The 15,336-nt window shown below is 53.1% G+C and carries 11 protein-coding genes; all 11 read left to right on the top strand.

The window, feature by feature from the left end; all coding sequences use genetic code 11:
- The first annotated feature begins 27 nt into the window (after positions 1 to 27).
- Positions 28 to 2,946: an extracellular solute-binding protein gene (locus tag T488_RS16775; RefSeq protein ID WP_082320408.1), complete on the top strand. Its 2,919-nt coding sequence runs from the start codon at positions 28 to 30 to the stop codon at positions 2,944 to 2,946.
- 136 nt (positions 2,947 to 3,082) lie between these two features.
- Complete coding sequence (locus T488_RS0102245; protein WP_028519380.1) at positions 3,083 to 4,000, top strand: carbohydrate ABC transporter permease; 918 nt, start codon at positions 3,083 to 3,085, stop codon at positions 3,998 to 4,000.
- Positions 4,001 to 4,012: 12 nt separating this feature from the next.
- Entirely contained in the window at positions 4,013 to 4,891 is an 879-nt protein-coding gene (locus tag T488_RS0102240) for a carbohydrate ABC transporter permease (protein WP_028519379.1), read from the top strand.
- Positions 4,892 to 4,925: 34 nt separating this feature from the next.
- Positions 4,926 to 6,416 (top strand): hypothetical protein, encoded by a 1,491-nt coding sequence (locus T488_RS16770; protein ID WP_051536166.1) that lies wholly within the window; start codon positions 4,926 to 4,928, stop codon positions 6,414 to 6,416.
- The gene (locus T488_RS0102230) at positions 6,413 to 7,042 is read left to right on the top strand and encodes a Yip1 family protein (protein WP_028519378.1); all 630 of its coding nucleotides are present in this window, start codon (positions 6,413 to 6,415) and stop codon (positions 7,040 to 7,042) included. The genes T488_RS16770 and T488_RS0102230 overlap by 4 nt, the downstream gene beginning before the upstream one ends.
- 12 nt (positions 7,043 to 7,054) lie before the next feature.
- On the top strand, positions 7,055 to 9,850 hold the full coding sequence (locus T488_RS0102225; protein WP_028519377.1) for a DUF5696 domain-containing protein: 2,796 nt from the start codon (positions 7,055 to 7,057) through the stop codon (positions 9,848 to 9,850).
- Positions 9,851 to 9,870: 20 nt separating this feature from the next.
- Positions 9,871 to 10,809, top strand: a complete 939-nt coding sequence (locus T488_RS0102220; RefSeq protein WP_028519376.1) for a carbohydrate ABC transporter permease — start codon at positions 9,871 to 9,873, stop codon at positions 10,807 to 10,809.
- A gap of 13 nt (positions 10,810 to 10,822) precedes the next feature.
- The gene (locus tag T488_RS0102215) at positions 10,823 to 11,854 is read left to right on the top strand and encodes a carbohydrate ABC transporter permease (protein WP_028519375.1); all 1,032 of its coding nucleotides are present in this window, start codon (positions 10,823 to 10,825) and stop codon (positions 11,852 to 11,854) included.
- A 146-nt stretch (positions 11,855 to 12,000) separates the two neighbouring features.
- On the top strand, positions 12,001 to 13,815 hold the full coding sequence (locus tag T488_RS18530; RefSeq protein ID WP_051536163.1) for a glycerophosphodiester phosphodiesterase family protein: 1,815 nt from the start codon (positions 12,001 to 12,003) through the stop codon (positions 13,813 to 13,815).
- Between the two features lie 461 nt (positions 13,816 to 14,276).
- Positions 14,277 to 14,591 (top strand): 30S ribosomal protein S10, encoded by a 315-nt coding sequence (gene rpsJ / locus T488_RS0102205; protein ID WP_028519374.1) that lies wholly within the window; start codon positions 14,277 to 14,279, stop codon positions 14,589 to 14,591.
- Between the two features lie 109 nt (positions 14,592 to 14,700).
- Complete coding sequence (gene rplC / locus T488_RS0102200) at positions 14,701 to 15,333, top strand: 50S ribosomal protein L3 (protein ID WP_019680099.1); 633 nt, start codon at positions 14,701 to 14,703, stop codon at positions 15,331 to 15,333.
- Positions 15,334 to 15,336 lie beyond the last annotated feature (3 nt).

Genomic DNA, 15,336 nt, shown 5'->3' with positions numbered 1-15,336 from the left:
TGTCCGAGGAAAGGGGGCGGAGCGGAAGTGAAAAGTTTTTTGCGGAGACTGGTCTCGGGGGCAGCAGCCCTTGTTTTCTGCGGTGCGGCACAGGTATTCCCTGCGGCTGCCGAGGACGGCTCTGTCCGTGCGGCAATGGCTGAGGATTACTACGCCATGGCTTCACCCGACGGTGATATGCTCAGCTTCGGCGACTACTATGACCTCCATTCCGCGGAGCCCCGACCTGACAGGGAAATAGTCATCGGGGGAGCGGAGTACGTCTCCGCTGAGGGCGGAGAATTCAGCAAAGGCAGCTTCACCGACGACTTCGGCGAGGAACGGGACAATGCACTGCTCTGGAACAGTGCCGACGGCGAGGTGACCTATCGGTTCACAGTCCCCGAGACGGGAAATTACTGCCTTTCGGCGGATTACTGCCCCATGGTATCAAGCAGCACCTACATAGAGCTGGGACTTGAGATAGACGGACAGGCTCCCTATGATACCGCTTCGAGACTGACCCTCGGCAGGGTATGGGTCAACGAGAAGGACATATATACGGATATACGCGGAAATCAGGTGCGTCCTGCACAGGTCCAGAAGGCGATGTGGCAGAGTCGCTTCTTTGGGGACGTGGACGGACTTTTCAGCGAGCCCCTGTTCTTTTACCTGGAAAAGGGCTCCCATGAGCTGAAGCTCAGTTCGGAAAGGGCTCAGCTGGCTATTGAGAAGCTGTGTTTCTGTCAGCGTGAGGAGCTCCCCGACTACAGCGGCTATGGGGCTTCCGTAAGTGCGGACATCTCTGTTGAGGGCACTGCCTCCGCACTTTTCAGAATAGAAGGGGAGAATGCAGCGTTCAAGTCCGATCCAACGCTCTATCCCACATACGACAACAGCAGCTACCTTGCTTCGCCCTCGGACCCGAGGAAAATGGTCTACAATACCCTGGGCAGCGGAAGCTGGAAAAAAGCGCTCCAGTCGGTCACATGGGAGATACCCATGGAGGAGACCGGTGCAGGGGGCTGGTATAAAATAGGAATAAAGGCGAGACAGGATCAGATAAGAGGCTTTGACTCGGAGCGCCGTATCTATATCGACGGCAAGGTGCCCTGTAAGGAGCTTGACGGCGTCAGGTTCAGCTACGATACGGACTGGTCTGTGACGACTCCCGAAAGCGGCGGCGAGCCCGTGTACATCTGGCTTGAGGGCGGCAGGAGCCATACCATTACAATGGAGGCTGTCCCCGGCGAGATAGGCGGCTGTCTCCGCAGACTTGACAGCGCGGTGAAGGAGCTGAACACCTATTACCGCAGAGTTCTGATGATAACGGGACCCGCTCCCGATAAATATACGGATTATTACGTTCACGAGAAGATACCCGAGCTGGTGGACAAGTTCACCGGCATTTCCGCCGAGCTGAAGGACGTTCAGAAGGAAATAGAGTCTATTTCGGGCAGCAGCGGAACAGAGGCGGCTGCCATAGAGAACATGGCGGTAATACTGGATAAATGCACTGCCAAGCCTTTGAAGATACCCTCCTATCTTTCGCAGATAAAGACCGGTATCACCTCCCTTTCGGCGTGGATGAGGGACAACCGCGACCAGCCCCTTGAGGTGGACTATATCGAGCTGGCGTCAGCTGACCGCAGCTTCACAAGCTGTAAGGAGAAGCTGGGCAAGTCGCTGAAATTCGGCTTTGAGGGCTTCATCGGTTCATTCTTTGAGGACTATACTACCCTCTCTGATGTTTCGGGAGAGGACGCCATCGACGTCTGGGTGGCTCTGGGCAGAGACCAGGCGCAGGTGGTCAAGGAGATGACCGAGAACCAGTTCATGCAGGAAACAGGCATTCCCGTGTCCGTGAACCTTGTGACGGGCGGCGTGGTGGAGGCTACTCTTGCAGGCAAAGGACCTGATGCGGCGCTTTTCCTGGGTGGAGAGTTCCCCGTGAACCTGGCAGCCCGTGACCTTCTTGTGGACCTTTCTCAGTTTGACGACTTTGAGGAGGTAAAGGGGCGCTTCCAGAAAAACGCAACGACACAGTATACCTACAACGGCGGCTGCTACGGACTTCCCGTCAGCCAGACCTTCCCCATGATGTTCTACCGCACCGATATACTGACGGAGCTGGGCTTTACCTCTCCGCCCGAGACCTGGAGCGGACTTATAGATATGCTGCCTGCGCTTCAGCGCAGGTATATGTCGGTGGGACTTGTCCTGCCGCCCAATGATATATCCCCTGCCACGGAATGCGGTCATACCTTTGCAATGCTGCTGCTCCAGAAGGGGCAGAACTACTACAATACGGAGCAGACTGCCTCCGCTCTGGACACCACCGCGGCGGTGCAGTCCTTTGAGGAGTGGACGGACTTCTACACCAAGTACAGCTTCGAGCAGGTCTATGACGGATTCAGCAGATTCAGGACAGGGGAGTACCCTATAGTTATCGCGAATTATACCTTCTTCAACCAGCTTACCGCCGCTTCTCCCGAGATAAACGGTCTGTGGGACTTCTGTCCCGTGCCCGGCACCGAAAGAGAGGACGGTACTGTATCCCATGCGGCTAATTCAAGCGGCTCGGGAGCGGTCATCTTCAAAAAGGTGAAGAACAAGGAGAACGCATGGCAGTTCATCAAGTGGTTCACCGAAACAGAAACACAGGTGAGGTATGCCGCCCAGATAGAGGGACTCATGGGTACTATGGGAAGATTTGACACAGCCAACACCGAGGCTCTGGGACAGATGTCATGGTCGGGTGACGAGCTTGCAAGGCTTCGCGCCCAGCAGGAGGAGCTGACGGAGATACCCGTTACCCCTGCGTCCTACGCTGTGACCAGAAATATCATGAACGCCTTCCGCGAGACCATCAACGAGGGTGCAAATCCCCGTGATACCCTTATATGGTACAACAGGGACATAAACGACGAAATAACGCGAAAACGCAAGAACTTAGGACTTGAATAAAAAAGCCCTCAGCCCTTAGCCGTTAGCCATCAGGGGAGCGGCTGTGTTTCTTGCAGGGCTGAGTTCGGCTATCATATGTAGGGAAGGTCGCCCTCGGCGTTACGAAAAAACGGCTGAAAGGAAAGGAGTGTGAAAAATGGCGGTCAGAACTCAGAAGCGTGGAAAAGGCGCTCTCTGGCGCGATATAAAGCGCAATAAAGCCTGCTACGGTATGCTTGCGCCCTTTATGATATTCTTCATACTCTTTACGGCAGTTCCCGTGCTCATGTCCCTGCCTATGGGCTTTACGGACTTCGATATGGCAAGGCCGCCCAGGTTCGTGGGACTTTCCAACTTCACCACCCTTTTCTTCTCCGACAAGATATTCATGCGCTCCATAAGGGTCACTATCGTGTTTGCCCTTCTTACGGGACCTGTCAGCTATGTGCTGTGCTTCCTGCTGGCATGGCTCATAAACGAGATGCACCCCAAGCTGAAGACCTTCTTCACACTCATATTTTACGCCCCTTCAATGGCTAACGTTTATACAGTGTGGAAGCTGATCTTCAGCGGCGATATGAACGGCTATCTCAACTCCTTCCTCATTGATCTCGGCATCATCAACGCTCCCGTTCAGTGGCTCACCGACGGCAGATACGTCCTGGGCGTCACCATAGTTGTGCAGCTGTGGATCTCCCTCGGAGCAGGCTTCCTCGCACTGCGCGCAGGCTTCCAGAACATCGACCGCTCCATGTATGAGGCAGGAGCTATCGAGGGCATACGCACCCGCTGGCAGGAGCTCATATACATCGTTATCCCCTCAATGGGACCCCAGCTCATGTTCGCGGCGGTAATGCAGATAGTGAGCTCCTTTACCGCAGGCACAGTCGCCCAGAACCTTGTGGGCTTCCCAAGCACCGACTACAAAGCCCATACCATCATGACCCACGCCTTCGACTACGGCTGGCAGCGCTTTGAGATGGGCTATGCCTCGGCTATATGTATGATACTTTTCGTTGCCATGTTCCTGCTGAACAAGCTCATCAGCAAGGTACTGGGCAAGTACATGGACTGAGGAGGCGAAGCTGTGGCAGAGATAAATACCGCGAAGCTTCGCGGCTCAAACAGACAGGCAGGCAGAAAGTACGGCGGCAGTGTGGTCATATTCCTTTTCCTTGCACTGCTGGGACTTTTCATGTTCCTGCCCATATATCTTACGGTGATAATGTCCATAAAGCCTGTGGAGGAGCTCTTTGTCTTTCCCCCAAAGCTCTACGCCGTAAGACCTACCCTTGACAATTTCAGGGATATGTTCAGGGTGCTCCACCAGAACAGGGTGCCCTTCTCAAGATATGTGTTCAACAGTATATTCGTCACCGTGACGGTAACGGTGCTGCAATGCGTGTTCTCGTCAATGGCGGCATTTGTGCTGGCAAAGTGCAAGTTTCCCGGGAGCAAATTCATAAACGGAGTTATCGTCGTTGCGCTTCTCTACCAGAGCAGCGTAATATACATCATGCAGTACATCGTCATGGCGAAGCTCCACATGATAGACACCTACATGGCGCTGATATTCCCTGCCATAGCCTCGCCTATGGGACTTTTCCTCATGAGGCAGTCCATAAGCCAGGTGCCCGACTCCATGATAGAGGCGGCAAAGGTGGACGGAGCAGGACTTTTCCGCATATGCTGGCAGATAGTCATACCCAACCAGAAGCCAGCCCTTATGACGCTGATAATATTTGCGTTTCAGGGCGCATGGAATATCCAGACGGGCTCCGTGGTGTTCAGGGAGCAGTACAAGACCCTGCCTACGGTGGTCACACAGGCGGCTTCCTCGGGACTTGCCAGAGCAGGCGTGGCAATGGCGGCGGCAGTTTTCCTGCTGATACCGCCCATAGTCATATTCATGCTGGCACAGCGACAGGTCATCGAGACCATGGCGCATTCGGGAATAAAGGAATAATAGACAGTTCAGCTGTCTGAAGGGAGTGAGGCAAGTGAAGAAATTTATGGGCGTGTTTGCGGCGGCACTTGCCGCACTGACGCTTTCTTCCCCTTACCGCTCGGCGGCTTCGGGAGAGCCCTATGAGAGTTACAATTACGACAACTGGGGAGACGCTATACCCTCACAGGCAGGCTATACCGCAGACCGCGCTGTCTCGGGCTTTGACCTCGGCGTGGGAGCCTTCAGCGACCCCTCCGACATCTTCTTTGACGATGAGGGTGTGCTCTACATCACCGATACGGGAAACAACCGCATAATCGCTGCGGACAGCAGCCTTGAGAAGGTCATACATATCTATGACCGCTTCACCATGCCCGACGGCTCCGAGACCACCCTCAACAAGCCCATGGGAGTTTTCGTGTCGGCGGAAAACGGCTTCATTTACATTGCCGACAGCGACAATTCCAGAGTCCTCATCTCCGACAAGGAGGGCAATGTTCAGAGCGAGATAACCAAGCCCGAGTCCGGGGTCTATGATCAAAAGCGTACATTCCTGCCCCAGCGGGTCATCGCCGACAAGGGCGGAAACGTCTATGTGGTGCTGGGCAATATCACCACGGGCGCAGCAATGTTTGCTCCCGACGGCAGCTTCTCGGGCTTCTACGGCGCAAACCGCGTTGAGCCCACGGCAAAGATAATCGGCAACTACATAAAGAGCATATTCATGTCCGACGAGAAGAAGGCTCACAGAACGAGAACTGTTCCCTCGGGCATAACCTCATTCGATATAGACGGCGACTTCATTTTCACCTGCACTGCCTCGGGCACACAGACTACCGACACGGTGAAGAAGCTGAACGCCGCAGGCAGGAACATATTCGCCAACAAGGAACTGATATTCGGAGACATCACTCCCGTTTACGATACCTCGCGGAACAAGGTACTCTCGCCTTCCATAGTGGATATAGACGTATCCGCGGACGGCTGCATAAACTGCCTCGACTTCACCACGGGCAGGGTGTTCCAGTACGATGAGGACTGCAATCTGCTGTTCATCACAGGCACTATCGCCAAGCAGACAGGCGGCTTTGACCATGTGGCGGCGGTGGAGTCTCTTGGCAGCGACCTCTACGTCCTTGACTCCATGAAGGACACCATAACCGTGTTCAGGGAGACCTCCTTCGGCAGCATAGTCCACGAGGCGGCGGCTCTCCATAATGCAGGCTATTATGAGGAGGCACTGGGTCCCTGGCAGGAGGTCCTGAAAAGGGACGGAAACTACAACAGAGCCTATGTGGGCGTGGCTTCCGCTCTGCTCAGGCAGGGGGACTACAAGGGCGCTATGAAATACGCAAAGCTTGCAGACGCAGGCGATATATACAACAAGGCCTTCGAGGGAAGGCGCAGGGAGTTCCTCAAGGAGAACTTCCCCGTTATCGCCGCAGTCACAGCCCTTGCAGCAGCGGCGCTAATAGTCCGCGGCAGACTTAAAAAGAGACGCAGGGCGGATAGTCATAAGGGAGAGGAGGAGCAGCAGTCATGATGGATCTTACACAGAGACAGTGGGTGAAGTATGCCGTCATGCACCCTGTTGAGGGCTTCGAGGATATGCGCTGGAAGAAGTCGGGCTCGCTGAAAATAGCCGCCCTGATACTGGTGCTGCTCTTTTTCGGAGAGATAGCCTACGGCAGGCTCTATGGCTTCCAGTTCTACATCGCCTATGACAAGACCTTCAATATAATCCCCTACATCGTGCGGAGCTTCGTGCTTTTCGGCGCCTGGACAGTGGGGAACTGGTCGGTGTGTACCCTCCTCGACGGCGAGGGAACGCTGAAAAATATATGTATTTACAGTGCCTATGCACTCATACCATACACGGTACAGCTCTATATCAACGTCATACTCTCCCATTTCCTCATACGGGACGAGTATGTGTTCATGCAGATAATAGAGCTCATTGGCGTGGGGTGGACGGTGATACTGCTTTTCTCGGCGATAAAGTCGGTGCACCAGTACTCCTTCGGCAAGACCGTTCTCGCCATAGTTCTCACCATAGGAGCAATGCTCATAATGCTGTTCCTGCTGGTGCTGCTGATGTCACTGATACAGCAGATATTCATATTCATATCCACCGTTTACACCGAGCTCTCCTACAGAGCCCGTGTCTGAGAGGCGGTGCATATGGGAAGGATAACGAAAAAGCTCCTGCTTTGCCTTGTGACGGCAGCTTCCATGACTGTGCCATGCAGCGCCTATGCTGACGGGGACGAGCCTGAGCCTGCGCCGGAGATAACAGAGGAGGACGCTGAGGAGACTGCCGCAGCAGAGGAGAAGGCAAAGCGCTCCGAGGCGGTGGAGAAGGCGGAGCTGTCTCAGGAGGACGCTGAGAAGTACCTGAAAAAGATAGGCTCTGCCGAGGGCTTCGATGTCTACTGCAAGGACAAGGACTTCGACGACGAGCTCTGGGAAAAGGCAGGCGGCAAGCCAAAGAGCAAAAAGGACTACACAGAGGAGCAGCAGCTCCTTGCAGATAAGATAGCCGAGCTGAAAAAGCTGGGAGAGCTTGTCATAATCGATACAAAGACTGGGGAGGCTGCGGCTTCCTTCAAAAACGGCAAAAAGTGCGATGAGGGAAAGCTCTGGGTCAGCGACGCAGGCAGATTTTTCATCATCACCGACGAAGACGCCACTAAAGTCATAAGGCTGAGACAGATAGTCTCCACCCTTGACAGCAGATACGCATTCCTCTCCGCAGACGGAAAGACACTGGAGCTCCTCAGCAGGGATATGAAGGGCATCGACGAGACCTTCACATATGACGGCATTGAGGAGGGCAGGCGTGTCTACACCGCAGGGGACAGCTTTGCATGGCTCACTTCCGACAGGAAGCACTTCCTGGGCGCCTACCGCAGCGGCGCGGAAAACGAGAAGCTGCGCATGATAGTTGACGACAGGAGCGCAGTTTTCGGCATTGAGGTAAAGGACACAGGCTATATCTGGTGGTCCTCGCCACTTGAAGCCACACAGGACAGGGCTGCCACAGCCCTTCTGGCGGACGAGCTGCGTTCTTCAAATGTGCTCCGCTACGGAGTGCCTCTCAAGCGCTCAGGCAACAATGTGCTGCGCTCGGGAAATGAAAATGACTGCACATTCACCGTCAGGGACATAAAAAACGGTATCCGCGTGGAGTATGACTACAAAAGCGCAGGCTTCAAAGTGCCTGTGGAGTACACTCTCGGGGAGGACTGTCTCATCGCCTCGGTGAAGGTGTCGGAGATAAAGGAGACCAACGCCGCCAATGTGGCTACGGAGATGACCGTGCTGGGAAGTCTGGGAGCCGCCTCCGACAAGGAGGAGGGTTACTACGTTATCCCCGACGGCTGCGGAGCGCTGGTGCGCTTCAATAACAACCGCTCCTTCCAGAACAATATCTATCAGCAGAGAGTCTACGGAAACGACTTTACCGCTGTGCCCCAGAACAAGGGGGCAGTCACGGGACAGATATATCTGCCCGTCTACGGCGTGGTCAAGGAGGACAATGCCCTGCTGGCAGTTGCCGCAAAGGGTGACTCCAACGCATACCTCACCGCCAATGTGTCAAGGCAGTCGGGCAGCAGCTACAACATCTGCAATCTCTCGTTCATTCTCCGCAGCACCGACAGCTTCTATATGTCGGGCAGCAGCAACGAGAAATACACCGTATTTGAAAGCGGCAGCATAAAGTCCGATGATATTGAGATGAGGTACTATCCCATATCCAAAAAGGATGCGGACTACACCGACATTGCCACAAGATACCGCAGATACCTCACTGAGGAAAAGGGGGTCACCGCAAAGAGTACGGCAGGTGAGGCTCCCATGTATCTCACACTTTACGGCGGAGTTATGAAGAAAAAGCCCGTTCTGGGCATACCCATATCCCTCAGGACTTCCGTCACCGACTACGGTCAGGCAGCTGACATTATCGGCAGTCTGGGCAGCGGCGGCGTGGAGGACATGGTCATTTCCTATAAGAACTGGACCAACGACGGCATAAAGAACAAGGTGGACACCGACGGCAAGCCCTCCGGCAAGCTGGGCGGCAGGTCTGATTTCAGAAAGCTCACCGACCTAATAGACGAAAAGGGCTACAGCCTCTATCCCGTGTCCGACAACAGGGACTTCTATTCGGGCAACGGCTACTACTCCTTTACGGACACAGCCGTCCGGGTTTCGGGCTCATATTCGAGGATAGTCAGCTATGACAGAGCCTACGGAATACCAAATAAGTTCAGGAAGAATATGTCCCTGCTCTCGCCAAGCTATTTCGGCGAGGTATTCGGGGATATTGCCGAGAACTACCCTGAAAACGGTCTTGAGGGAGTTTCCCTCTCGGACCTTACAAGCTCACTGTACGGAGACTACGGCAATAAGGGCATATCACGCGCAAAGGCGGAGACTCTCCTTGAGGAGGGCTACAGCAGGCTGGACAGCAGCCTTGAAAACGGCATACTCGCCGATACTGCCAACGCCTATGCACTGCCCTACGTCAGCAGGATACGGAACGTTCCCCTCAGTTCGGGCAGGTCGGATATATTCGATGAGGATATACCCTTCTATCAGATGGTGCTCCACGGAGTTCTGCCCTATTCCTCGGAAGCCATAAACGGCAGCGCCGACCCTGAGACCGCTGTGCTCATGGCGGCGGCAACGGGAAGCTGTCTCAGCTACGATATGATATACGAGGAGACAGGGGAGCTGAAGGACACAGAGCTGGATACGCTCTATTACGCCAATTATAAATACTGGACCGACACTGCCGCAAGAGAGCAGAGTCTCCTTGCGCCCATGCTGGAGCAGGTGTCGGACAGCTTCATCACAGGCTATGAAAGGGACGGGGACATCATAACCACGGATTATTCCAATGGTATCACCGTCACCACCGACCTGGGCGAACGCACCGTCACCTGGGACGGCGGCATCATAGACCTGAAATAATGACAGGGAAGGAGGAAAATATGAGCGGAAAGGCTGCCCCCGTGGCAGAAAACAAGAAAAAGCGCCGCATAATGTCATATCAGCGGCGGAAATCAATGTACGGCTACGGCTTTATTAGCCTGTGGCTCGTAGGGACTATACTGTTCTTCCTTATCCCTCTGGGAAAGTCGCTGTGGTACTCCTTCTGTGATGTTTCCGTAGAGCCCGGCGCACTGAAAACCCGGTTCGTGGGGCTTAAAAACTACACAGTAGTCCTCAACGAGGACCCCTACTACACCGACTACCTCATAGACACTCTGCTGGAGACTCTCTGGAAGACGCCGCTGATACTGGTTTTCTCCCTGTTCATTGCGGTGATACTCAATCAGAAGTTCAGGGGAAGGACTCTGGCAAGAGCTGTCTTCTTCCTGCCCGTCATCATCGCCACGGGACCTGTTTTCAGGATAATCAGCGGCGATATGGAGTCCACGGGCAATGCTGGAGCGGAGCAGTTCTCTACCATGTTCTCTACGGACCTGGTGGGTGAGCTTTTGCAGTTCCTTGGCATTTACGGCATAAGCGACAGGACCAATGACTTCATTACGGCGGTGGCGGACAACATCTTCGGCATAGTCTGGAGCTCGGGCATACAGATACTGCTGTTCCTTGCAGGTCTCCAGAACATATCCAAGGACGTCAGGGAAGCCGCTCAGATGGAGGGCGCTACGGCGTGGGAGTACTTCTGGAAGATAGTCTTCCCATCGGTGAGCCCCTTCATACTGGCTAACCTTATATTCACCGTCATAGACTCCTTTACCAATCCCATGAACAGCGTCATGAACCGTATCGTGGCAATGAAGAACCAGTGGGAGTTCGGAGGAGCCTCCGCCATGGCGTGGGTGTACTTCGCCATAGTTCTGGGAGCTATCGGCGTTTTCGCATGGCTCACAGGCAAATTCATACAATACGAGACCGACTGAGGAGGTGAGAAGCATGGCTGATGAGACAGCTGCACCAAAGGTAAAGTCCGCAGAGGAGATAGGCAGCGGAATGAGCAGACGTGAGCTGAAAAGGCTGCGTATGCAGTCCATGACCCGTGAGGAGAGAGGCTATCTGCGCAGAAAGGCTGCCGCAGAGAAGGTCTGGCCCGTATTCAGGGCGGTCATACTCATCGGGCTGGGCTTCGTCATCATGTATCCTCTTATATATATGATAAGCTGCGCCTTCAGGGAGAGGGCGGACATGAGCGACCCCACTGTAATGTGGATACCAAGGCATTACACATTCAGGATAATAACCGAGACCATAGACGCCATGGACTACTGGAAGACCCTGGGGAACACCCTGCTGCTGAATATAGGCTGCTCCCTGGTGCAGGTCATATCCTGCGCCATAACGGGCTACGGCTTTGCGAGATTTGAGTTCAGGGGAAAGAAGCTGTTTTTCGCCATAGTCATAATGATGATACTGGTGCCTACTCAGGTAATATCCCTGCCCCTGTACACCCTTTTCCGCTACTTCGGCATAAAGGGGCTGTTCAGCTTGAACCTCATCGACAGCAGGCTCACCATGTACCTGCCTGCAATGACTGCCAACGGCATACGGGCAGGACTGATGATATTCATATTCCGGCAGTTCTTCAAGGGGCTCCCCCGTGAGCTTGAGGACGCGGCATACATAGACGGCTGCGGTCCGTTCAGGACCTTCGTAAGCGTTATCGCACCCAATGCGGCACCTGCCTTTCTGACGGTGTTCCTGTTCTCGGTGGTGTGGTACTGGAACGACTACTATGTGAGCAACACCTTCTTCACCAACACAAAGACCATTGCCCTGATGCTGACAAATCTGGACAATGAGCTGAAGATAAGGCTGTTCAATGACCCCACGGTGCAGATAAGCCCCAGAGAGCAGATAGTCTGGAAGGAAGCAGGCTGCCTGCTGTCCATAGCTCCCGTGCTGCTGATGTATGTGTTCATGCAGAAGCACTTCACCGAGGGCATAGAGCGCTCAGGTATCGTCGGATAATTTCAGTTGAGAGTTTACAGTTGAGAGTTGAGAGTTGTGTTAACGCCCCGAGCGTAAACATAAGCTTTCAGCTCTTAACTTTTTATTGACAAGTTGCCTGTAAGAGCGTATAATTTAAGTATATTCACTTGTTCGGAGTAAAACATATGAAAAAGATCCTGAAAAACACAGGTGTTTTCCTGAGAGCTGTACCTCACTTCCTCATATTTGAACTTATATTCAAGCTGCTGCTGCTGGCTATCGGAACCCCCGTGCTGGCGCTGCTGCTGAAGCTGACAATGAAGCTTTCGGGCGTAACTTACCTCAACGACGAAAATCTGCTTGTTTACTTAAAGCATCCCTCCACGATAATCGTTATCGTGCTGATGCTCTTTTGCTATGCCTTTTTCTCTTTCGTGGAGCTGTCCGCGCTGGCTGCCTGCTTCTCCTGCTTCGGCAAGGGTGAGCATATATTCACGGGAGGTATGTTCAGGACGGGATTACGCGCCTTCGGAAAGGCGTTCAAGGGCTCGGGCATACTTTCCTTCCTGGCTTACATGGCGGTCATGCCTCTGGCGCAGTTCTCGCTGTCCTCAGGTATGTTCATGGCACCGCTGCTGCCTGTGCTGAGAAGGATATTCTACTCGGTAAACGGCGGTATGGCTATAGCTGCGTATATACTGATACAGCTCCTGTTCATCATACTGATGATAGGCGGCAGCTACAGCATACACTACCTGATACTTACGAAATACGCCTTCCGCGACTGCATCAAAAAGAGCCGCGAGAGGATAAGCGGTCAGCGCTTTAAAATGATAATCTCACTGTTCCTGTGGACCCTTGCGGTTATGTTCATCATAGCGGCGGTCACCTTCGGACTGAGCTTCATCATCGTATTCGTCATCAAGGGCTTCTCCGAGCCGAGAGCGGCTTTCGGTACGGCTCTTAAAGTGCTGCGCTACACATGGAGCATATTCACCGCAATATCCGCCTTCTTCTCCGCACCTGCGGTGATGTGGTGGCTCACCAACAAGTTCATTGCCGACAACAAGGACGAGGAGCTGGAACTTCCCAGCCGCAGCATAAAGAAGATGAAAAGGGGACACAGTGTTATCATCGTCACCTGCCTTATCGCAGCGGGTCTGGTAATGAACCTTTCCTACTTCAGGGCACTGTATCAGGGCAACGTCAGCCTTAACGTGGGACTCCTCAGCAGGACTCAGGTCACAGCCCACAGAGGCTTTTCAAGGATAGCTCCCGAGAACACCATTCCTGCCTTTGAGGCAGCTATGGACTGCGGCGCGGACTTCATAGAGCTGGACGTGCAGCTCACCGCTGACGATGTGCTGGTGGTCTGCCACGATGACAAGCTTGACCGCACCACCGACGGCAAGGGCGAGCTGAGAAAGCATACCTACGAGGAGCTGTTGCAGCTGTCCGCAGGCTCATGGTTCAGCAAAGACGGTGAGTTCGACGACGTGCGTATCCCCACACTGGCAGAGGTACTGGACCTGGTGGGCAAGAACATAATGCTCAATATTGAGATAAAGCGCTCGGGGAACCCCAAGCGCACCGCCGAGAAGGTGGTGGAGCTGGTGGAGGAGTACGGCATAGTCAATTCCTGCTATGTGACCTCGTTCTCCTATCCTGCGCTGAAAAAGGTAAAGCAGCTCAACCCCAAGATAAAGACCGCCTTCATCGCCAATCTGGCAACAGCCACCTCATACTCGCAGCTGCCCTATATCGACGCTGTCAGCATGAATTACCTTTTCGTGAACCAGAGCGTGGTCAACTCCGCTCACCATAACGGAAAGCGTATTTTCGTCTGGACCGTTGACCGTCAGAGCGAGATGCAGAAGATGATGGCTCTCGGCGTGGACAATATCATCACCGACCGTCCCGACAGAGCTCTCGAAGTGGTCAATTCCAAGTCCGTAGGCGACACTGTTCTCACTGCGCTGAAATATATCTTCGGAAGCTGATTTGCAGGTATTTCGCTGAAATACCTGCCCCGAAGCAGGGAAACAGCATAAATTGTTAAAATAAAATTATCGTTCATTAAAAATTTACAAATACAATTTCTGCAAATTGTTGATTTATCCCTATATATGTGGTATAATGGTTTACGTTGAGTGCGCTGATATGCGCGCTGACTGCAGAAGATATGCGTTGAAGCGGAAGGTTGCTGCCGGTATGGCAGGTAATTTCCGTGGAGTATGTCCGATTTTAAACCGGGCGAATGGGATATCGAACACAGTTTGTGGTTATTCTTCACGCAGCTTGCGTATGCGTGGATTATGCTCTTTTTGTGCTCATATTTTGTTAAGACGGCTCGGAAAACAACGGTTTTTCGAGTTTTTTTATGAGATGAGGCATGAAACACACGGAAACGTGTGATATTCCAATCTGCGTCCCCGTAATTAATTCCAAGGAGGCGAAAATAATGGCAGTCAACGAAAAGATCAGATTCAAGATCAAGGGCTACGATCACGCTACTGTTGATATTGCAGCAGCTAAGATCGTTGAGGCAGCTAAGAGAAGTGGTGCAAGAGTTTCGGGTCCTATCCCGCTCCCCACAGACAAGGAAGTTGTTACAATTCTCCGTGCTGTACACAAGTACAAGGACAGCCGTGAGCAGTTCGAGATGAGAACTCACAAGAGACTTGTAGACGTTATCCGTCCTACAGACAAGACTTCAGCTGCTCTTGAGAAGCTCGAGATCCCCGCAGGCGTAGACGTTGTTATGGAGGTTAAGTAATTAACCGAAATTACGCTTGAAACCACCGCTCGGGAAGCGGAATGACGGTAGACCGTCGGTCATGTTGATGTGTAAATCATCAACCAATAACCTATAGGAGGAAAAGAAAATGCAGAAAGGCATTATCGGTAAGAAGATCGGTATGACTCAGATCTTCGACGAGACAGGAAAAGTTGTTCCTGTAACAGTAGTAGAAGCCGGCCCCTGTGTCGTTGTACAGAAGAAAACTGTAGAGAACGACGGCTATGCAGCTCTTCAGCTGGGCTACGGCGACGTAAAGGTACAGAGAGTTAACAAGCCTATGAAGGGTCACTTCGACAAGGCTGACGTAGCTTGCAAGAAGGAACTCAAGGAGTTCAGACTTGACGACTGCGACGCTCTTAACGTAGGCGACATCATCAAGGCTGATACATTTGCTGTAGGCGACGCTATCGACGTTGTCGGCACCAGCAAGGGTAAGGGATTCGCAGGTGCTATCAAGCGCCACAACCAGCACAGACTCAAGGAAACTCACGGTACAGGCCCTGTTCACAGACAGGCAGGTTCAATGGGTGCTTGCTCATCCCCTTCAAGAATCTATAAGGGCAAGGGCATGGCAGGTCACATGGGTGCAGAGCAGGTAACTGTTCAGAATCTCGAAATCGTTAAAATAGACACTGAGAACAATCTCATCGCTATCAAGGGCGCTATCCCCGGTCCTAAGGGCGGTATCGTTTATATCGTTGACAGCGTAAAGGCTTAAGGA

This window comes from Ruminococcus flavefaciens ND2009, assembly GCF_000621785.1.
Classification (GTDB): domain Bacteria; phylum Bacillota; class Clostridia; order Oscillospirales; family Ruminococcaceae; genus Ruminococcus; species Ruminococcus flavefaciens_C.
Note: the sequence above shows the minus strand (reverse complement) of the source record. Positions and strands in the feature narration are given on the sequence as shown.